The 20330-nt window shown below is 46.5% G+C and carries 15 protein-coding genes and 1 pseudogene; 10 read left to right on the top strand and 6 right to left on the bottom strand.

All coding sequences use genetic code 11. From position 1 onward, the window contains the following. Positions 1 to 76 precede the first annotated feature (76 nt). Positions 77 to 487: pseudogene (locus tag QUA43_RS04465) on the bottom strand (hypothetical protein); the annotation flags it as partial. A gap of 592 nt (positions 488 to 1079) precedes the next feature. Here QUA43_RS04465 and QUA43_RS04460 point away from each other — a divergent pair. Next, positions 1080 to 1670 (top strand): transposase, encoded by a 591-nt coding sequence (locus QUA43_RS04460; protein WP_333371378.1) that lies wholly within the window; start codon positions 1080 to 1082, stop codon positions 1668 to 1670. A 240-nt stretch (positions 1671 to 1910) separates the two neighbouring features. Here QUA43_RS04460 and bchM read toward each other — a convergent pair whose 3' ends face one another. Beyond that, entirely contained in the window at positions 1911 to 2597 is a 687-nt protein-coding gene (bchM, locus tag QUA43_RS04455) for a magnesium protoporphyrin IX methyltransferase (protein ID WP_333371376.1), read from the bottom strand. Positions 2598 to 2743: 146 nt separating this feature from the next. After that, complete coding sequence (gene nagA / locus QUA43_RS04450) at positions 2744 to 3973, bottom strand: N-acetylglucosamine-6-phosphate deacetylase (protein ID WP_333371374.1); 1230 nt, start codon at positions 3971 to 3973, stop codon at positions 2744 to 2746. 227 nt (positions 3974 to 4200) lie between these two features. On the opposite strand from nagA, the gene purE reads away from it, so the two are divergent. Both purE and QUA43_RS04440 read left to right on the top strand, forming a co-directional pair. Then, positions 4201 to 4722, top strand: coding sequence for a 5-(carboxyamino)imidazole ribonucleotide mutase (purE, locus tag QUA43_RS04445; RefSeq protein ID WP_333081709.1), 522 nt, complete (start codon positions 4201 to 4203; stop codon positions 4720 to 4722). A gap of 83 nt (positions 4723 to 4805) precedes the next feature. Then, the gene (locus QUA43_RS04440; protein ID WP_333371373.1) at positions 4806 to 6407 is read left to right on the top strand and encodes an ammonium transporter; all 1602 of its coding nucleotides are present in this window, start codon (positions 4806 to 4808) and stop codon (positions 6405 to 6407) included. Positions 6408 to 6828: 421 nt separating this feature from the next. Here the strand turns inward: QUA43_RS04440 and QUA43_RS04435 are convergent, their stop codons facing one another. Beyond that, positions 6829 to 7431 (bottom strand): IS607 family transposase, encoded by a 603-nt coding sequence (locus QUA43_RS04435; protein ID WP_333371371.1) that lies wholly within the window; start codon positions 7429 to 7431, stop codon positions 6829 to 6831. 282 nt (positions 7432 to 7713) lie between these two features. Here QUA43_RS04435 and QUA43_RS04430 point away from each other — a divergent pair, with 282 nt between their 5' ends. Together QUA43_RS04430 and QUA43_RS04425 are read left to right on the top strand one after the other, a co-directional pair. Next, positions 7714 to 8631 (top strand): SGNH/GDSL hydrolase family protein, encoded by a 918-nt coding sequence (locus tag QUA43_RS04430; RefSeq protein WP_333371369.1) that lies wholly within the window; start codon positions 7714 to 7716, stop codon positions 8629 to 8631. Between the two features lie 449 nt (positions 8632 to 9080). Further along, positions 9081 to 10514 carry an ammonium transporter gene (locus QUA43_RS04425; protein WP_333371367.1) on the top strand — a complete coding sequence of 478 codons (1434 nt, stop codon included), beginning with the start codon at positions 9081 to 9083 and terminating at the stop codon, positions 10512 to 10514. A gap of 248 nt (positions 10515 to 10762) precedes the next feature. Here the strand turns inward: QUA43_RS04425 and QUA43_RS04420 are convergent, their stop codons facing one another. After that, complete coding sequence (locus QUA43_RS04420; protein WP_333371365.1) at positions 10763 to 11152, bottom strand: GxxExxY protein; 390 nt, start codon at positions 11150 to 11152, stop codon at positions 10763 to 10765. Between the two features lie 169 nt (positions 11153 to 11321). Here QUA43_RS04420 and QUA43_RS04415 point away from each other — a divergent pair, with 169 nt between their 5' ends. The 5 genes from QUA43_RS04415 (at position 11322) to QUA43_RS04395 (ending at position 19683) form a co-directional block, all read left to right on the top strand. Further along, on the top strand, positions 11322 to 12527 hold the full coding sequence (locus QUA43_RS04415) for a 4-hydroxy-3-methylbut-2-enyl diphosphate reductase (protein WP_333371363.1): 1206 nt from the start codon (positions 11322 to 11324) through the stop codon (positions 12525 to 12527). A 713-nt stretch (positions 12528 to 13240) separates the two neighbouring features. Next, positions 13241 to 15199 (top strand): CHASE3 domain-containing protein, encoded by a 1959-nt coding sequence (locus QUA43_RS04410; RefSeq protein ID WP_333371361.1) that lies wholly within the window; start codon positions 13241 to 13243, stop codon positions 15197 to 15199. Next, on the top strand, positions 15162 to 15623 hold the full coding sequence (locus QUA43_RS04405) for a response regulator (RefSeq protein WP_333371359.1): 462 nt from the start codon (positions 15162 to 15164) through the stop codon (positions 15621 to 15623). Before QUA43_RS04410 ends, QUA43_RS04405 begins: the two co-directional genes overlap by 38 nt. 241 nt (positions 15624 to 15864) lie before the next feature. Beyond that, positions 15865 to 18783: a response regulator gene (locus QUA43_RS04400; RefSeq protein WP_333371357.1), complete on the top strand. Its 2919-nt coding sequence runs from the start codon at positions 15865 to 15867 to the stop codon at positions 18781 to 18783. Positions 18784 to 19185: 402 nt separating this feature from the next. Beyond that, positions 19186 to 19683, top strand: a complete 498-nt coding sequence (locus tag QUA43_RS04395) for a hypothetical protein (protein ID WP_333216787.1) — start codon at positions 19186 to 19188, stop codon at positions 19681 to 19683. A gap of 66 nt (positions 19684 to 19749) precedes the next feature. Here the strand turns inward: QUA43_RS04395 and QUA43_RS04390 are convergent, their stop codons facing one another. Next, a complete protein-coding gene (locus QUA43_RS04390; RefSeq protein ID WP_039886668.1) occupies positions 19750 to 20115 on the bottom strand; it encodes a response regulator transcription factor in 366 nt (121 codons plus the stop codon). Positions 20116 to 20330 lie beyond the last annotated feature (215 nt).

Genomic DNA, 20330 nt, shown 5'->3' with positions numbered 1-20330 from the left:
CTCTTGACAGGAGGCTCTTTTATATCTTGCCCTTTTTGTCAAGTACAATTTATACCAAATTAGATGAGCTTACCCTGCTATCCGGTAGTGGTCTCGATTTTCTTGTTAACCATTTTCGGCGAAAATGAGGCAATAATTCTTTAAATATTTTTTCAAATAAAATTGCTGGAAAAGTTAAAAATCTCAGCGATAATGCTTGTTGACTAATCTCTTGCGGCTCACACCATAAAAATCCCTCTCTATTTAATAATCTGGTTAATTCTGTTACTCCTGCTACATTTCGCCATAATAAACTTAATATTGCTGCCATCATTAATGGTAGTGTCAGAATCCTATCTCTTAGATTTAGTTGGCGATAAAAAGTTTTTTGAGCAGCCATTGCCGGAATTAATAAATCTTCCAAGTGATTCGCTATCGCTTCATTTTCTATTTGGGGACTATTTTTTTTCTTTGCATGATCTCGGTTGATGCGTTTTTTGCGAATCATAACTGGTTCAATTATGGCTCAACTGCTTGCCCGGTAAAGGTTTCATCCTATTTTACCTTTTTTGTCTACCCCCTTGACAATTTGCACTTTTTCTTAACTTGTCACAAATGGACTGAGGGTGAGTAATATTTCTGTTTGCGGAACAATATGTTGTCGGTTGCCAAGCTGATATCTTGGATGATTACTTGTTCGTATCCTTTAAATTCTGCATCTGCTGGCAGTTTGTCTTTCGGATATTCTAGTATTTCTTCTCGATCTATTTTAATCGTCGCGTTCTTACTGCCCTTTTTGTGCTTTTTTGGCGTTTTTCGCTCTTTTTCTGATGAGTGCTGGCTGCTGAATCCTTTGGAGTTGGCTTTGATGTCTGGTTTTCCTTGTTATCCCTTCAATCGGTTGTTTTCATCTTTCAACCGTTGATTCTCTGACTCCAAGTCTTTGACTTTTAATTGTAATTGCTCGCTAGTGGTTCAGTCAGAGCTCTACTGTCTGACGCATTGATTCGTCTGCAATTCCTTTTGGGTCGATGGTTTGCAGTATATTGCAGGATGACTTGTATGCGTGAAATAATCTTTGGCGTCATGTTTCCTATTTTATGACACTTTGTGTACTCTGCTTACTTTTTTTTGCTCTGCTACCCCTACTTATTGAACCGATACATAGATTTCATGTAACGAAAATGCTTCATGAGGAATTAAATCAGGCGCGAATTGCTCAAAAAAAAGCGGCAGAATCGCTAAAAATCCAAGAACGGGCTAAATTATTTAACAGTTTGAAAGGAAGTAAATATACATTATTGAAAGCTGAGGGTAATTTATATAACAAACAAAAACAAAAATTAAAACAAGTAAAAGAGGCTTCACCGTTAATAGGAATCATGCACTCGTTAAAAGAAGAGTTCAATTTTTTATTTGAGCATAGTCAGAATTTAGGAGAAGGAACATTAGAACTAATTGATTGGTTGAAAAAAGCACAACCATACTATAAAAAGAGTGTAGGCACAATAAAAAGATGGTTAGCAGAGATAGTAGGATATTTTGAGCAAAGAACAACCAACGGTATAGTAGAAGGAATTAACAACAAATTCAAGTTGTTGAAAAGGTGTGGATTTGGGTTGAGAAACTTCATTAATTTTGAAATGCGAGCTTTACTTGCTTGGCACTTTCCTAATAATTTAGCACACTAAGTACGGAAGAACCTACATTTTACACCATAAACTCAGGAGAGCCGTCGTGTCCAGGTCAAGATGCAGGTGATTGGCGCAATGATATCGGAAGTTGGTGGTGCATTTGGCTTTTGGGATTTTAAAATCCCAAAAGCCTTTCGACCCCAATTATTTGACTGCTACCCCTTGACAGGTCAAGACTGTATCTACACAGCCAATAAACGATCTAAACTGGCCTCAGAATCGGCAGATATTTTTAACCTATTTCCGCACAGCTTCCAGCAAGCGAGAATAGTAAAAGCTAGTGCTAGTCATCGCTGTTCTGTTAATAACAAAACCATTGTTTTCTAAGATTTTGATAATATCAGCTTCGCGGTGCTGGTAAGCACGGGTAGTTTTGCTCGGGCCGGGAAAAAGTTCGCCAAATTTTTTGAGGGCGGTAAGTGCTAAGGTTTTGGGGGCAAAACTGAGAATTAGTCGCGATTGGGCGATCGAACTTAGGTGAGCGATCATTTCCGCAGCCTTACTTTGAGGATAGTGGATTAGCACGTCCAAACAAATAACCGTGTGAAATTTGCCCGTTAAAGCTTCCAAATCTTGGGCTGCAAAGGAGATGTTGTAGAGCTTGCCGGGAACTGCTGTCGATCGCTCGTAGGCTTCTGCTACCATCTTTTCAGAGATATCGCTAGCGCAAACAATTGCCCCAGCGTCAGCCAGAGGAATGCTCAGAGAACCCACGCCACAGCCGGCATCGCAGACACAAAGCCCGTGTAAATTGCCGTCAGCTTGCAGCCATTCGATGACTCTATCCACCGTTTTCTGGTGGCCGGTGCGGATGTCTAGCTGAACTTTATTGACTTTGCCGTCGCCGTAAATTCGCTGCCAGCGATCGAAGCCCGTCGAGTTAAAATACTGTCTAACTATAGTCTTGTCGTCTACCAAATTCATCGATCTGCCTGCTGCTGAGTTATTGCCAACGGTTAAATATTATAAAGCCTCGGGGTGGGAATTGGGAAAAAGGGAATTGGAAATTGGTAAATTTAAAAAATTGAATTGTTTTTCTTCCTTCTTCCTTCTTTTTTATTCCTTCTTCCTTAAAACAACCGATGCCAAGTCAATTGTTGTGTCGATTCATCCAAATTCCAGCGCAACAATTGAGTTGCCGATTTGCCAATAATTCCCGAAATTCCGATCGCCTTTCTTGGAGATTCAGTTGCCAGGGCGATCGCACTTTCGGCATCGCAAATTCCCCACTCCACCAAATTCTGCACTCCGGCCAACAGTGGCAGAGTTGTACCCGCCAAAGTAGCAGATTCCAGGGGCGAGTGGTAATCTAATCTTACCCAAGCCGTACCTTTTCTAACTTCAATTTGTCTGGAATCCCAAGGATAAACACCGTCAGGTAAACCCAAAGGAGCCAAAGCATCGCTCACCAAAAAAACGCCTTTTTGATACCTACCAGCGCGCAGCAAAAAATCAATCATTGTCGGAGAAACGTGCTTCCCGTCAGCAATTAAACCGCATTTTACGCCCGGATAAACAATCGCCGCTCCCAACAAACCCGGTTCTCGGTGGTGCAAACTCGGCATCGCATTAAAAGCGTGAGTTACCATTGAAGCTCCCCGCTCAAATGCTTGTTGGGCTTGCTCTGCCGTCGCTTGGGAGTGTCCGAGACTGACGGAAATTCCCAAACTTTGCAAATAGGAAATGACTTCGCCAGTGCTGTCTAATTCGGGCGCTAAAGTAATTATTTTGACGATATCGGCACAATCTCCTAAAACTTGCTTGACATTTTCTATAGTTAGCGGTAATAAAAACTCAACTGGGTGAGCACCTCGCTTCATGGGGTTGAGAAAAGGGCCTTCGAGATGAACGCCGAGAATTTCCGCTGTTTTGGCTTTATTGGTTGTGGCAACATTAGCTTTTGCAGTACGGATATAATCAGCTATAGTCGAGAGCGATCGCCTAAACTTATCCAGCGAAGTTGTCACCAAAGTCGGCAAAAAAGCATCCACTCCCTGATTCCACAAAAATTGACAAATTTTCGGCAAAATTTCAATATGCTTGTTTTCTAAATCGGGAAAAGCAAAACCGAGGGCCCCGTTAATCTGCAAGTCAACACCGCCCAGAGAAAGCCAATCGCCTGCTACATCAAGCACTTGCAAATCGGGAGGACAAATCCGTTTAAATACGGCGTCCATCGGCCAAACTTCTTGAATGATGCCCGTTTCGTCAACAGCAAGCATCTGCAAATCCTTGCAACCGGGGAGGCGAACATTGAGAATATCTGTGCGGGCGGCAGGTGGGGTTGTGGCTTCAGTCATCCGATTTTAGATTTTAGATTTTAGATTTAATATTCGCTACGGATAAATCCGGTGGCTGGCGACGAGGAGGGAGAGCTTTTTGCTTTTTACTGGCTCCAGGGCTGCTCAGACGGGGGCTTGTGGCAAAATTGCTTTTAAGGGTCAGTTTTGGTACAAAATATCTAAATTTGAGTTAACGCAATCATTTAAAATTAGCATTTATCTGAAATCTCAAATCTGAAAATTTTATGAATCAAGCGACAGTTGGAATTATCATGGGTAGCGATTCGGATTTGCCAACCATGAAAGATGCGATCGCAGTTTGCGAAGAATTCAGTGTTGCTTGCTCCGTGGCGATAGTCTCGGCGCACCGCACCCCTGAACGCATGGTGGAATACGCCCAAACCGCGCACCAACGAGGCTTGAAAGTCATTATCGCAGGAGCCGGGGGAGCGGCGCACCTCCCGGGTATGGTAGCATCTTTAACCCCCTTGCCAGTAATTGGCGTGCCTGTACCAAGTCGCCACCTGCAAGGGGTAGATTCGCTGTACTCGATCGTGCAAATGCCAGCCGGGATACCCGTAGCAACAGTGGGGATCGGCAACGCTAAGAATGCTGGCTTGCTGGCAGTTCAGATACTAGCAGCTCATCAGCCAGAATTGCTAGAGCGAGTGCTGCATTACCGCAAAACTTTGTCCGAATCTGTACTGAAAAAACAAAATCAACTAGAAGAGCTAGGCTATCATAACTATCTCAATCTCAACAAATAATCCATAAACTTTTGTAGTAAGATTGGAAAGTTTTCCGAATATTGCTGAGCTTACTAGCCGTAAAGAGGGTAAAAGTGATTAAAATGACTGTCGGAAAGAACAAGTCGAAACAAGTCAGGCGGGATGCTTTAAATTTGCCATCCGCTAAATTTTTTACGAAAGTCAACAGGTTGAAGAAGTTACCACGGGCGATCGCCCGCCTCACTCCAAGTTGGCAAGCCTGCATACCTTTAGCTGCAATCATTGTCTTGGTGTGGGGATATGCGGCGGTAGCCCAAACAGCTCCCGCGCCAACCACCGAGGAACAATTAGCCAGCCTTAAGGTGGGCATGGATACCATGTGGGTCATGGTGGCTGGGATGGTAGTGTTCTTTATGAACGCCGGTTTCGGTATGTTGGAAACCGGTTTTTGCCGCCAAAAAAATGCGGTTAACGTGTTGTCCAAAAACTTGATTGTTTTTGCGCTGTCTACGATCGCATATTGGGCGATCGGCTTTGCCTTAATGTTCAGCGACGGCAACGGTTTTATCGGCAGCAGTGGCGGATTTTTCCTGTGGAACGTAGCTGACAACAGCCCCGCCACAGGAGACGCTTATCAAGGCATTTTCAGCGCATTAAACTGGACTGGAGTTCCCCTCAGCGCTAAATTCTTTTTCCAATTAGTTTTTGCGGGAACTGCTGCGACGATCGTTTCTGGAGCCGTTGCAGAGCGAATTAAATTCCTTGAATTCTTAATTTTCAGCTTGCTGCTAGTAGGTATTGCTTACCCGATTACCGGACACTGGATTTGGGGCGGCGGCTGGCTGGCCAAAGCCGGCTTCTGGGATTTTGCCGGTTCGACAGTGGTTCACTCGGTAGGCGGTTGGGCGGCTTTGATGGGAGCGGCATTTTTGGGGCCGCGAATCGGCAAGTACCGCGACGGCGATACTGTGGCGATGCCGGGACACAATATGAGCATTGCCACCTTGGGCTGTCTGATTTTGTGGTTGGGTTGGTTTGGGTTCAATCCCGGTTCCACAATGGCAGTCGATCCAAATGCGATCGCCCATATTGCGCTCACAACCAACACCGGCGGTGCCTTCGGGGGAATTGCTGCAACGATTACTGCTTGGCTATATCTGGGCAAACCCGACCTTTCGATGATTATCAACGGCATCCTCGCCGGCTTAGTCGGGGTAACAGCTAGCTGCGCTTGGATCAACGTGCCCAACTCTGCCATTATCGGCACGATCGCCGGTATCCTGGTAGTTTTCGCAGTAACTTTCTTCGACAACTTGAAAATTGACGACCCTGTAGGCGCAACTTCAGTTCACTTAGTCTGCGGCGTCTGGGGAACTCTGGCAGTGGGCTTGTTTGCTGACGGGCCTACAACTGGACTTTATACCGCAGGCCCCGAAGCCGGATTGCTTGTGGGCGGAGGTTTCGGTCAACTCTGGGCGCAGTTGGTCGGCATTATCTCTGTAGGCGGGATGACCGTGCTGCTGAGTACGATTTTTTGGCTGGCACTCAAAGCTTTGCTGGGTATCCGCGTTTCTGCTTTAGAGGAGGCTGAAGGTTTGGATATCGGCGAACACGGGATGGAAGCCTATACCGGGTTTGTGAAGGAAACGAGCTTGGACAACAGAAGTGAGACCAGCTACGGCGGTTATGGTGGGGGTTCTGGAGGCAAGACTACCAAACTGTAGAGCGTGCGAAGAGATCGATCAATTCAGCTTTCGTGTCCTAGATTAGCTATTTATCAGCTAATTCACGCCTTTATTCAGAACAACCACAATCTGAAATAGCCGCCAACTTATGGCTGTCTATCGTTGTGCTCGCGTTTAAATCTTCGATGCGAACGCGGGCATATTTTTATTTTTAGTTGACCTTTAATGGCTTACATATGGCGTTGCACAATTTGAGGATGATTTTTGTGGGTGTCCCGCCTGCTGTGAAAATACACGCCTTTGGGCTACCAGATCCCATCCGACAAAAAAATCAAAATCATCCCGCTATTATGCAACGCCTTAAATATAGTAGTTTCCGATTGCATGAGATGTGCACCGATAATTGGTAATTGGGAATTGAGAATCTGTAAGTGACTAGCTTTGCAAACTGGTGTATTGATTAGAGTTTACCGGCAATTGCTTTAAGTTCTTCAACGATGCGCTTGTTCTTGGGATTCTTGCTGCCATCTAGGCGGGCGGAGACAACAGTGATTATTTCTAGTATATCTTTAGCTAAATCCTCGTCACAGCTAGTATTTTCGGTTTGATTTATAATCACTACCTCTGCCCCAAAGTGTTCGCACAAATTAAAAATTAGTTCAGAACCAAATCTCAGCAGTCTGTCTTTGTGAGTTAATACCAACCTTTCTACTTGATTGTCTGCGATCGCCCGAATTAGATGTTGTAAACCCCGCTTACTGTAATTAACCCCAGAACCTATATCATCAATGATTTGGAATTGCCACCCCTGAGATGCACAAAACAATTCCAAAACTTGTTTTTGTCTGTCTAAATCATCTTTTTGGTTGTGACTGCTAACCCGAGCGTAAGCAACGGTTAAAGCCCCCTCGCGTTTTAAGCCGAGAAGATGACCTAAGTCATAGCGTCTGTGACCATTAGCGGTGCGTTCCGGTATTAGCTTGCCTTCGGCTTCCCATCGGCGCAAGGTGGAAGCACTCACACCTTTAAGTTTGGCTGCTTCAGTTATAGTTAATTTTTTCATTTTTGGATTTTAGCATCAGAAATGAGTAATTTCGGTAAGTTTTAGATATATTTTTGTCCAATCAGCAGACCTAGACAAACCCGAATTTATGTGCAAGAAAGTTTGGTAGGCAGATTTTTTATGGTAAAGTAGTGCGAAAAAGCAAAGTTCTGCATCGCCGTCGCTCCCAACACAGCACAGTGCTTGATTCTTACAAGAATTGAGGCTTTAATTGAGCGGTAAAATTTGATGCAGCAATCAGTGCAAATTATTTGGTGTGAGGCCTGCAAATAGCTTGAGTTTATGGAGAAGTTTGGAGGAGGTAGCAGAAGTAGAACTCATAAATCCCTCTTAGGGATGGAAGTTAGCCGATCGAAAGCTGTTCCGGTTTGGGCTTTGCTATCTTTGGTGACGAACGGGGTACTGATACTTACAGTCGCTCAACTACTGCAGCGGGGAAACAACTTGACAGAAAGCTTCCCGGCAAGTGCTGCGGTGACGGCAGAAGCGGCCCAGGAACAAATTGGCCAACCGGCGATCTCTGCAAAGGCAGTGCTAGACGTGCCCGTTCCCGGACCGCGACATAAATGGACTTACCAGCAGTGGGTGACGCAGTTGGGTCGCGAAGCTGAGGCGGCGGCGGCGAATCGGCCCTCAAGACTGAGTGTTTTGGCTGGGGATTCTCTAAGTATGTGGTTCCCAACCAAGCTGTTACCAGTCGATCGAATTTGGCTGAATCAAGGGATTTCGGGGGAGACTTCCCTGGGTTTGCTGAAGCGGTTGCAGTTGTTTGATAGAACTGCGCCGGATACGGTGTTTGTGATGATTGGGATTAACGATTTGTTGCGGGGAACCAGCGACGAAGGGATTTTGGACAACCAGCGGCAGATTATTCGCGATTTGCGGTGGGCTCACCCCAAAGCACAAGTGGTTGTGCAGTCGATTTTGCCCCACAGCGGGGAACAAGCTACTTGGGAAAATCGCGATCGGCTGTTGGCGATTCCTAACAGTCGGATTAGAGCAATAAATCGACGGCTGAAAGAAATTGCTAGTTCTGAAAATGTTTTGTATCTCGATTTGTACCCGTTGTTTGCGGATGCTGACGGCAATTTGCCAACTGAACTCAGCACAGATGGCTTGCACCTTAACGATCAAGGTTATCTGGTTTGGCGATCGGCCCTGCAACTGTTCGATCAGATGCAGTTGAAAAATGAGTCATGAGTCATGAGTCATTAGTTATTAGTCATTAGTCATTAGTTAGAAAGATAAAGGATAAAGTAACATTCTCCCCAACTCTCCCCCTCTCCTCCTCCCACTCTCCCCAACTCAAAACTCCTCTCCGATTACTCTGTTATCAATGGCTATGTCAAGTATCGACTGATAGATTAAGAAATATGATACGTAGCTATTTAGTATAGGGTGATACAGAATAACAGTTGGTACAAATGGTGCAATCCAAAAGGCATAGACCATTGGATGGAAAGTTGACGAATTTAGATGAGTTCGGCTATACGAAGTCGGGGGGTTGAGGATTGGGGAATTATCTATTGAAGATTTGTTCCGCTAAAACAGGGACTTAAAACCAAATAACTATTGCATCTAAAATCCTCCCATCTAACATCGGCTCGGTCTTCCCTGAAAATTGCTGAGTATGAGAAGGTACAACTAACGTGATCAAAAAAAGTTTAACGATCGGCATCATCGCCCTGTGGCTGTTAAGCGTACCGCTGACGGACAATGCCTTAGCTCAAGATGCTGCTGGTACTGCTGCTGCGGTGGCGCCGAATCCGATCGACAGTGGCGATACGGCCTGGATGTTGGTCTCCTCAGCACTGGTATTGCTGATGACACCAGGGCTGGCGTTTTTCTACGGGGGGCTGGTGCGATCGCGCAACGTCCTCAACACCATGATGATGAGCTTAGTGATGATGGGAGTCATCGGCGTTACATGGACGCTGTGGGGCTACAGTTTGGCCTTTGATGTTTCCACTCCAGCGTCCGAAGGCTTTGGTCAAGGGATCGAAAGCTTCATCGGCGGCTTCGACTGGATGTTCTTGAACAAGGTCACGGCGGACACACCAGATCCGATCGGCTACGCACCGACAATACCCCACCAAGTCTTCATGGTTTACCAGATGATGTTCGCCATCATCACTCCAGCCTTGATTTCAGGGGCGATCGTCGAACGGGTAACATTTAAAACCTATTTCTGGTTCGTGCTGCTGTGGTCTACCTTCATCTACTCTCCTTTAGCCCACTGGGTTTGGGGTAGAGGCTGGCTGCAGGCGATCGGATCTCTGGACTTTGCCGGCGGCACAGTCGTTCACATTAGTTCCGGTGTTTCTGCGGTTGTCGCAGCTTGGATGATCGGGCCCCGCAAGGACCACTTGAACAAGCCCCACACCCCTCACAACGTACCCTACGTCTTGCTGGGAATTGGGATGCTGTGGTTCGGCTGGTTTGGCTTCAACGGCGGTAGCGCTTTGGGAGCTGGTTCTTTAGCAACAGTGGCTTTTGTCACCACGATGATTTCTGCAGCAGCCGGAGGTTTAACTTGGACAATTGTGGAATGGGTGCTCAGAGGCAAACCGACAGCAGTGGGAATTGCTAGCGGTTTCCTCGCGGGATTGGTGGGCATCACACCTGCTGCTGGATTCGTACTTCCAGTGGGGGCGCTTTTGATCGGATCGATCACTTCGGTTTGCTGCTTCTTTGCCGTTAGTTTCCGGGCTAAGCTGGGATTTGACGACTCTTTGGATACCTTCCCGATTCACGGCGTCGGCGGAACTATAGGCGCGATTCTGACTGGCGTGTTTGCGACTAAAGCGGTTAATGCTGCCGGCAATGACGGGCTGTTTGCGGGGAATCCGGGGCTAATCGTGACCCAGTTTATAGGCGTTGTAGTTACTTACGTGTTTGCGGCTGTGGGCACTTTTGCGATCCTGAAAATTTTGGGGCAGTTTATGGAACTGCGAGTGCCGTCATCTGCTGAAGACCAAGGTTTGGATATCGGCGAGCATGGGGAAGAAGCTTACGGTGAGGATTTTGCCGGCGGTTTCAGTTCGTTGGAATCGAGCTCTCCTTTTGCGCCTAAGAAGATTTGAAGCTGATTTTCTGTGGGAGTTCGATCGTGTAGAGACTCAGCTATCTGGGTCTCTCGGCTTTTTTTAAGTTTTTTTTTAACGAACCGCGAAGGCGCTAAGAACGCGAAAGAAAGTGTCTCATTCTTCTTTCTTCGTGTCCTTGGCGTCTTCGCGGTTCATTCGTTCTTCCGTCTTTAGCGCTTTTTTTTGAGTTTTTTTTAACGAACCGCGAAGGCGCCAAGAGCGCGAAGAAGGAAGAGGAAGAAGGGTTAAGAGGAGAGAATTATGCGTTTGATGCCTTCTTTGAGGATCGGAACGTTGAAGTTGATCAGAAGGCCTAGGGTATTTTTAGTCATTTTAAGATAAGAGATAACTTGGGCTTCGTGGATGGGAGCTAGCTTTTCTACAGCTTTTAGTTCGACAATGAGGATATCGCCAACGAGAAAGTCTAATTGACCTTCGCCAACTGAATAACCTTTGTAGGTGATTGCTACTGGCTTTTTAGGCTGACAAGCTATCCCCCGCATCCGAAATTCAACTTCTAAGGATTCCTGATACACTGATTCTAAAAATCCTGGCCCCAAAAGCCGATGCACCTCAATAGCCGCCCCAATCGCTCTATAAGCCAACTGTTCTACCTCTTCGCCCAATTGTCTCATTCTTCTTCCTTCGCGTCCTTCGCGTCTTCGCGGTTCATTCCTTCTTCCCCCTCATGTGTCGATCGTATAAATAGCATATCCCCTCTTCGCTACTGAGCCAATAAGCCCGATCGCACCCCAGGCATTCTAAAATCAAAGGTAATTAACCTAGATTTCTACTCGATACCCCATGGATACTAAAGCTTTTAAACGATCGCTCCAACAGTCTGAAAACTACCATCGCAAGGGTTTCGGACACGAAGCTGAGGTAGCTGGGGTGATGCAGACGGCTTATCAAAGCAGTCTGATCCAGCAAATTCGCGACAATAATTACAGACTGGAACGCGGCGCAGTCACGATCCGGCTGGCTCAGGCTTTTGGCTTTTGCTGGGGGGTGGAACGCGCTGTAGCTATTGCTTACGAGACTCGCCAGCATTTCCCCTCCGAACGGATTTGGATTACTAATGAGATTATTCATAATCCGTCTGTCAATCAGCATTTGCGGGATATGGAAGTTGGTTTTATTGCTGTTGAGAATGGACAGAAAGATTTTTCTGTTGTCGATAGTGGCGATGTGGTAATTTTACCTGCTTTTGGAGCGAGTGTTCAAGAAATGCAGTTGCTTAATGATAAGGGCTGCAAGATTGTTGATACTACTTGTCCTTGGGTTTCTAAGGTTTGGAATACTGTTGAAAAGCACAAAAAGAAGGATTATACTTCGATTATTCACGGTCAGTATAAGCACGAAGAAACTGTAGCGACGAGTTCTTTTGCTGATAAGTATTTGATTGTGCTGAATTGGCAAGAAGCTGAATATGTCAGCAATTATATCTTGCATGGGGGCGATCGCGCTGAGTTTCTTGCTAAGTTTAGTAAGGCTTATTCTGCTGGTTTTGACCCAGATGTGGATTTGGACAGCGTTGGTATTGCTAACCAAACTACTATGCTCAAAACTGAGACAGAGAATATTGGCAAGTTGTTTGAAAAAACGATGATGCGGAAGTTCGGGCCGGAGAATTTGAGCGAGCATTTTCTGAGTTTTAATACTATCTGCGATGCGACTCAGGAACGGCAAGATGCTATGTTGAGTTTGGTTGAGGAAAAGTTGGATTTGATGCTGGTGATTGGGGGTTTTAATTCTTCTAATACTACGCATTTGCAGGAAATTGCGATCGACAAAACTGTTCCTTCTTATCACATTGATTGTGCGGAGCGGATTTTACCGGGAAATCGGATCGAACACAAGCCTTTGGGGGGAGATTTGGTCGTAACTGAAGGTTGGCTACCGGATGGTAAAATTGTAGTCGGCGTGACTTCGGGTGCTTCTACGCCTGATAAGGTTGTTGAAGATGCGATCGATCGCATTTTGGCGATGAAAGCCGCTGTGGTTGCCTAATTATATCGTTTTCGCGGGCATCGGAATTATCCTTTTGCGAGTGCAGTGCGATCGTCTCGCAAACAAAGTATAATTCCGATGTTACGGGAGTTGATATTAAATTAATTTCAATCGGTGAATCCTCCCCAATTACCCGATCGCTCGCATTTCTGATTTCTGATACTATTCACCCGCGTCATCGCCTCTGTGAATTTCTCCCTGCCTCCAACAGATTATTTTTTAAATAAAATTTTAAAAATTCGCCTTTTTTTTGGGGTAAAAAGCTTGACTTGGCTAGATTGACAATGTATTATTTAATAATGGGAATAGTGGCAAAATTTAAATTTATGTCACCACTCCCATTATCTAAAATATACCCCAAAAATCAACTGAAGTCAATAGGTAAAAACTCTTTTATTTGCGCCGCAATTTGACACTGCCCAAGGAACACGAACGATACAAAACTCGATACAAAAAAAGGCGAATAAAGCTTTGCAGGCTATCCTAGATTGTCTGGTGTCTGCCTGAATCACGAGACTCAAGAGAGCGATTTATGCCATCTCCGACTTAAGAGGGATGCGAGGAGGATCGAGGCTAAACTAGACACAAGATCGATCGCACACTTGAGCCTTAAATTTATAGTCTTTAGTCGCCGTCTCTGAGCGCGCCAAAAATTCCAGTAGTCCGTATCCAGCTAAAATAAAAAAAAGCAGGACTTGCACGCCGACTATTTCATGAAACAATCGCTGACTCCCCAAATCACCGCAGGTATCGGAATGGTCGTAGCGCTGCTAATTTTCAATGCGGCAACTTCCTACCGCAACACTCTCAAGTTAATCGAAAACGAACGCTGGGTGAGCCACACTCACCAAGTTTTAACCGAACTCGAAGCTACGCTTTCCACCTTAAAAGATGCTGAAACCGGACAGCGCGGTTATTTGCTGACGGGAGAAGAACTTTATTTAGAACCGTATCACAGCGCGATCGCCCGCATCAACAAACAAGTAGTCGGATTGCAGCAGCTAACCGCTGACAACAACCGGCAGCAACAGCGCATTCGCGACTTGAAAATTGCGATCGACTCTAAATTAGCCGAACTTGAAGGAATTATCAATCTGCGACGCGAACAAAACTTAGAAGCAGCCCTGCAGCAAGTAAAGTCCGGTAGGGGAAAGCAAATCATGGGCGGCATTCGGCAGCAGATAGCCGCCATGACTGCCGAAGAAATTCAGCTATTGCAGCAGCGCGCCCGAGAATCTCAAGCCAGCGCTAATTTGACAATCCTGACTTTTACCGTTGCTGCTTTAGTAAATTTCCTGTTGATGATGTTGGTTTACTATTTAGTGAAGCGCGATAGAACTTTGCGCGACAATGCCGAAATCAAGCAAAATCAACTGTTAGAACAGCTAGAACACGATCGCCACTTCCTACAATTAAGCGAAGAACGTTTCCGCCGCGCCATTATCGAGGCACCGCTGCCAATTATGCTGCACGCTGAAAACGGACAAGTTTTGCAAATTAACTGCGCTTGGACTGAACTCTCAGGCTACGAATACTCAGAAATTCCCACAATTGAAGATTGGACAGAAAAAGCTTACCACCGCCGCAAATCGCTAGTGCAAGCAGATATCGATCGGCTGCACCAATTAAACGCGCGCATTTATGAAGGCGAATATATGATTGCCACAGCCAGTGGCGAAACTCGAATTTGGGACTTTTATTCCGCACCTTTAGGCCAGCTTTCCGACGGCAGAAGTTTAGTAATTAGTACCGCCATTGACATAACTGCCCGCAAACAAGCAGAAGCAGAAATTCGGATGCTCAACGCTACGTTAGAACGGCGAGTGGAACTCCGCACAAATCAACTTCAAGCAGCTAACGAAGAATTAGAAGCTTTCGCCTATACCGTAGCCCACGATTTGCGTGCTCCCCTGCGGGGAATGCAGGGATTGGCTGAAGCTTTATTAGAAGATTACCGTGATACCCTCGACGAACTTGGTCAAGAATACGCCCAGCAAATTGTTAATTCTGGGCAACAACTAGAAGAATTAATCCAAGATTTGCTAGCTTACAGCCGCCTGATCCGCACTGATTTATCGATGCAAGTTTTAGATTTAGAATCAGTTGTTGCCGAAGCAATTGCTATGGTGAAAGCTGACGCTAAGTCCAGGCACGCTCAAATCAGTGTTCGATCGCCCTTGCCTGCGGTAATTGCCCACCGCGTTACTTTAGTTCAAATAATCGCCAATCTGCTCACCAATGCTATAAAATTTGTGGAAGGTGTACCACCCCAAGTGCAGATATGGGCCGAGGAACTTGAGCTGCCTCAAGAGGGAGAGACAGACAGGGATATAGCGGGAGAATTGGAAAGGCAAACTGTGGGACAGTGGGAACATTCCCAGTTACTTATGGCCAGCCCTCTATTGCCAGTCCGCCTCATCCGTCTTTGGGTAGAAGACAACGGCATCGGTATTGCTCCGGAACATCAAAAACGCATTTTTCGGGTTTTTGAGCGGCTGCACGGTATCGAATCTTACCCCGGAACTGGTATAGGATTAGCTATTGTAAAAAAAGGAGTCGATCGCATGGGCGGTCAAGTTGGAGTGGAATCTCAAGTAGGACAAGGCAGTCGATTTTGGATACAACTGAGGAAGCATGACCCAAACGCAGACGATTTTGCTGGTGGAAGATAACCCCGTTGATATTCTATTGATGCAGCGGGCATTTCGCAATGAGACTTTTGCTAATACTTCGCTGCAAATTGTGCGAGATGGAGATGCAGCGGTTTTTTATTTAAATGGGGACGGAGAATACAGCGATCGCGATCGCTATCCTTTACCTGCGATAATTTTACTAGATTTGAAATTGCCCAGACGATCCGGTCACGAAGTTCTGGTTTGGCTGAGGCAGCAGCCGGAACTAAAACGCTTGCCAGTGGTTATGCTTACTTCTTCTAGTCAAACACTTGATGTCACACGAGCTTACGATTTAGGGGTAAATTCTTATTTGGTTAAACCAGTCGGGTTTGCTTCTTTATTGGAAATGATGCAGAGTTTTAGCGACTATTGGCTCAACTATACCGAACTGCCAGAACATACAGGATTTCGTGGTTTGTAGTGGCTGTTTACCAGTTTTTATTGGGTGTTGTTTAATCAGGGTATGAAAAAAATCAGTTGAAGCTCCCGAACCTTTGTGGATACTGGTTTCTATGACTTGCATATTTAGCTTTCCATACCGCAAATCAGCAACGCCGCAAGTCTAATTAACCCACCAAGTACATATTTAAATTGTCGAGATTGCTCAATAACATATTGTTAGATTTAAGAATGTTTGCGACCATACAAAAACTCAAAGGCTAATGCTGTCTATTCTGTTAATCGACGACAACCCGAACGATCGCCTGATGATCGAGCGAGAACTGAGGAAAACTTTTCCCGATTTAGCAATTAAGTCCGTTATTGATATCCAAACTCTAGAATACATCCTGGTAGCCGGGGGTTTTGATATAGTCATTACCGACTACCAACTGCACTGGAGCGACGGATTAACTATTCTCCAAAAAGTTCACAGTCGCTACCCCAATTGTCCAGTCATTATGTGTACTGATAGCGGCAGCGAACAAGTGGCAGTCGAAGCTATGAAAGCCGGCTTAAGCGATTACGTGTTCAAAGGGCGGCACTTAAAGCGGCTGGCGGGGGCCGTGGGCGAAAGCTTGAAAAATCAGCAGTTGCGCGAGAACTACGCGAAAACGTCGGCGCAGTTGGCACTTTCAGAGGAAAGGCTGAGGTTGGCGATCGAAGCCTCGAAAATGGGAACTTGGGATTGGAATTTATTAAATGGCGAGGTGGTTTGGTCGGAGGGACACGAACTGTTATTCGGGCTGGAAAAAGGCAGTTTTGCGGGAACTTACGAAGCGTTTTTTGCCTGCATTCACCCGGATGACCAGGCCTCGATCGCGCGGGCTGTTGCCTTTGCTTTAGAAAACAAAATAGAATACAACTACGAATTTAGAGTCATTTGGCCGGACGGCAGCTTGCATTGGATCGCGGGTAGGGGCAAGTTTTTTGATGATGATACGGGTAAATCGGTGCGATCGAGCGGCGTGGTTTGGGATATTACCGATCGCAAATTATCGATCGCGCGGGTGCAAGAAAGCGAGGAAAACTTGCGCTTTGCTCTAGAAGCCGCTAACATGATCGCTTTTACCTGGGATGTGGCATCGGGGGAAGTCCGCCGTTCGTCCAATGCCGAAACACAGATGGGTTTGGGCCCAGATAGCACCTGTGGTACTTTTGAGCAAAAAAAGAATGCGGTGCATCCAGAAGACCGTGAAAGGTTTTTGGCAGATGTGGATGCCGCACTCACGGGCACGGGAGTTTACGAGTCGGAATACCGCAAAGTGCGACCCGACGGGTCAGTGATTTGGCTTCACGACAAAGGGCGGGTGGTTTTTGACGCATCGGGTACACCCCTTCGGCTGTTCGGGGTGGCGATCGACATTACGGATCGTAAACAGTTAGAATACGACCGCTCCCGCGCATTGGCCCGCGAGCGGTCGTATTTGCGCCGCCTGCAAAAGTTAACCTCCGCGTCAGTAGCTATCAACTCCACGCTGTCCGTGGCAGAAATACTTCAGTTAGCTGCCGATAGCGCCCGCCAAATTCTGGAAGTCCACCAGGTAGCGGTCAACCTCAACCCGGCCGCCAACTGGGATGCGGGAATTAGCAAGTTTTCCATGTCAGAAAAATACGCCGCGTGGCAAGATTACTGCGAAGAGCCAGACGGTACGGGCATTTACCAACAAGTTTGCCAGCAGCAACAGGCGATGCGGATGACTCAAAGCGAGTTAGAGGCTCACCCGGCATGGCGGCAGTTCGGCAAGGCTGGGGGCAAGCACCCGCCGATGCGGGGCTGGCTGGCTGTACCGCTGACGGCTAGGGACGGCAGAAATCTGGGATTGATTCAGTTGTCGGACAAGTACGAGGGGGAGTTTGCCGAAGATGACCAAAGTATTTTAATGCAGTTGGCTCAGGCGGTGTCGGCGGCGATCGACAATGCCCGACTTTATGAGGAATCTCAGCAGGCAAATCGCATGAAAGATGAGTTTTTGGCAACTCTTTCTCATGAGTTGCGATCGCCCTTAAACGCGATTTTGGGCTGGGCGCAACTGCTGCAGCAACGCAATTTCAATCCGGCTGCTACTGGGCGGGCTTTAGAAACGATCGAGCGAAATGCTAAATTGCAAACTCAATTGATTGATGATTTGCTGGATATTTCGAGAATTATTCGCGGCAAGTTGACTTTGAATCCTTGTGCGGTAAATTTGATTTCGATGGTGGAAGGAGCGGTGAATACGGTGCGGTTGGCTGCCGATGCTAAGTCGATCAATTTGCAGTTTGCAATTGTAGATTTGGGCTTGGATACTGCTGAATTTTCCGAACTTGGGAAGGTTTCTGACAATCCTGAATCTCTGTTAAATCCGAGATTTTGGGTATCAGGAGACCCCGGCCGCTTGCAGCAAGTAATTTGGAATTTGCTGACGAATGCGATTAAGTTTACGCCGCGCGGGGGACGAGTTGAAATCCGGCTTTCGAGAATTGATTCGGAGGTTGAGCTGGCTGTTACCGACACGGGAATTGGGGTTGCACCGAATTTTTTGCCTTACGTGTTTGACTCTTTCCGCCAAGCGGATGCTACGATTACTCGCAATTATAGCGGTTTGGGGCTGGGTCTGGCGATCGTCCGGCAGTTGGTGGAACTCCACGGTGGCACGGTTTGGGCCCAGAGTCCGGGACTCGATATGGGATCGACTTTTACTTTCCGTCTCCCTGCGATGCAGGTAAATTCGATCGCGGGCGAGGAAGCGCAGGTTTTGGCTGGCGCTGGTAATTTACTGGGAGTTAAGGTTTTGCTGGTTGATGACGAGGTTGATTCGCAGGAATTTATGAGGTTTGTCTTGGCAGATTCCGGGGCCGCTGTCATGGCTGCATCGTCTGCTGCTGAGGCGTTGGAGGTGGCTTCGCAGTTTGAGCCGGATGTGGTGGTCAGCGATATCGGAATGCCGGAGGAAGATGGCTATTCGCTGCTACGAAGGCTGCGTTCTCTGAACACGCAGACAGGGAAATTTTGGGCGATCGCTCTGACGGCTTATGCTAGGGATGAAGACCGCGATCGTGCTTTTGCTGCGGGTTTTGACCGACATCTGTCTAAACCTGTGCAACCCGATGTCTTGGTAGAGACTATAGTCGAGTTGAGGCAGCAAGGGCTAACAACTTAAAAAAATCTCTTAATAAATGGTAATTGGTAAATGGTAAATGGTAAATGGTAATTGGTAAATGGTAAATGGTAAATGGTAATTGGTAATTGGTAATTGGTAAATGGTAATTGGGAATTGTGCTTGTAGTGACGACTTTAATCCTCATAAAACTCGCTCGTACTTGCCTTCCTCACTACCAATCTATAATGCTGATTTTACCGAATACGACCTGATTAACCCGACTGGATATCGACGGAAATCGCTCAACTGAGAAATATAAAAATTTGTATTTTTCAAACTCTTCAACTTCTGCTTGTGGGGCTTTGCTTCTAGCTCGCCTAAAATATGCAATTTCTATGCCGATTAGGTGATTGGTTTGTGTTAATATGCTAAAATATCCAACAACCACGCGGTAATAATTAGGTGGACAAACTTCAGACAGATATAGAGGCAATCTACTCTCAAATTGAGGAATTGCGCCTGGAACGCCAGCAGCTTAGTATTGCCGATGTTGTCCCAGCCGGTGATTCGCCCCAAGCGATCGCCGATGCTTATCGGCGTCACGCGAGGGAAACAGCACAAGTGTCGGCCGAAGTCAAGGGTATAGATGACGCGATCGCGGCTCTGTCTGCTCAACTGAGTCAGAAACAGCAGCAGTCGGTAAAGTTGCAAAGAATCACTCCGATGGAAGAGCAAGTTGAAGAAGGAAGAGTGCTCGCTCAGGGACACGCGGAACGGATTAATGAACTGGCGGCGGAACTGGCGGCGGAAGTGAAGGGACTCAAAGCTATAGCCGACCAAATTAGTCCCAGCTACTGGCAGGTTTATTACAAGCCTTTTATTACTGGTTTTAAAAGTATTTCTGTTCCCTACGTGCGATCGGACGGGGATGTTTGGACTATTGTCAATCGAGTAGTTTAGAGAGGCTGCGGGAGCAGAAATAATCAGCGCTCAAGACAATTTTTTTCCTGTCCCTATTCCTCTACCTCAACCTCGCAGCAGTTGCTTAATAGTGCCGACCAATTCCTGAGGGTGAAATGGCTTGGCGATGTAAGCGTCGGCTCCCTGTTTCATTCCCCAGTAGCGATCGAACTCTTCGCTTTTGCTCGAACACATTACTACCGGCAAATTTTGGGTTTTAGGGTCGCTTTTGAGCCGACGACAGACTTCGTAGCCGTTCATCCGGGGCATCACAATATCCAGAACGACTAAATCTGGGCGGTTAGCCTTGATTTGCTCTAGAGCTTCTACGCCATCACTCGCTACTGTGACGTTGAGTCCTCTACCTTTGAGCAAGTCGGCGATCATCTCCCGCAGAGTGACGCTATCATCAACAACCATAACTGTACTCATAGAATAATCCCTACCAAGGTTCTGGGTTGAAACGTTCTCATTAACGTTTACACTAACGTTCACCTTCAAAGGTGTCTTTTCCTGATTGAGATTGCGCTCTGCTAAATGTAGTTTACCCACTTTTGCTGATTTCTCAATCATTTTCTGAGTAATTACCGCAAAATTTAAAGATCCGCGCAATCTCGGTTGACACACGAGGCTATGTCCGTTAGTCT

The sequence above is a fragment of the Microcoleus sp. N9_B4 genome, assembly GCF_036701635.1.
GTDB lineage: Bacteria > Cyanobacteriota > Cyanobacteriia > Cyanobacteriales > Microcoleaceae > Microcoleus.
The sequence above is the reverse complement of the archived record's forward strand: the minus strand, read 5'-3'. Positions and strand labels throughout refer to the sequence as shown.

Bases quoted from the DNA above. Each gene is read 5' to 3' on its own strand.
- QUA43_RS04460 (WP_333371378.1), top strand. From the start codon at position 1,080: ATGACACTTTGTGTACTCTGCTTACTTTTTTTTGCTCTGCTACCCCTA.
- bchM (WP_333371376.1), bottom strand. From the start codon at position 2,597: ATGAATTTGGTAGACGACAAGACTATAGTTAGACAGTATTTTAACTCG.
- nagA (WP_333371374.1), bottom strand. From the start codon at position 3,973: ATGACTGAAGCCACAACCCCACCTGCCGCCCGCACAGATATTCTCAAT.
- purE (WP_333081709.1), top strand. From the start codon at position 4,201: ATGAATCAAGCGACAGTTGGAATTATCATGGGTAGCGATTCGGATTTG.
- QUA43_RS04440 (WP_333371373.1), top strand. From the start codon at position 4,806: ATGACTGTCGGAAAGAACAAGTCGAAACAAGTCAGGCGGGATGCTTTA.
- QUA43_RS04435 (WP_333371371.1), bottom strand. From the start codon at position 7,431: ATGAAAAAATTAACTATAACTGAAGCAGCCAAACTTAAAGGTGTGAGT.
- QUA43_RS04430 (WP_333371369.1), top strand. From the start codon at position 7,714: ATGGAGAAGTTTGGAGGAGGTAGCAGAAGTAGAACTCATAAATCCCTC.
- QUA43_RS04420 (WP_333371365.1), bottom strand. From the start codon at position 11,152: ATGAGACAATTGGGCGAAGAGGTAGAACAGTTGGCTTATAGAGCGATT.
- QUA43_RS04415 (WP_333371363.1), top strand. From the start codon at position 11,322: ATGGATACTAAAGCTTTTAAACGATCGCTCCAACAGTCTGAAAACTAC.
- QUA43_RS04410 (WP_333371361.1), top strand. From the start codon at position 13,241: ATGAAACAATCGCTGACTCCCCAAATCACCGCAGGTATCGGAATGGTC.
- QUA43_RS04405 (WP_333371359.1), top strand. From the start codon at position 15,162: ATGACCCAAACGCAGACGATTTTGCTGGTGGAAGATAACCCCGTTGAT.
- QUA43_RS04400 (WP_333371357.1), top strand. From the start codon at position 15,865: ATGCTGTCTATTCTGTTAATCGACGACAACCCGAACGATCGCCTGATG.
- QUA43_RS04390 (WP_039886668.1), bottom strand. From the start codon at position 20,115: ATGAGTACAGTTATGGTTGTTGATGATAGCGTCACTCTGCGGGAGATG.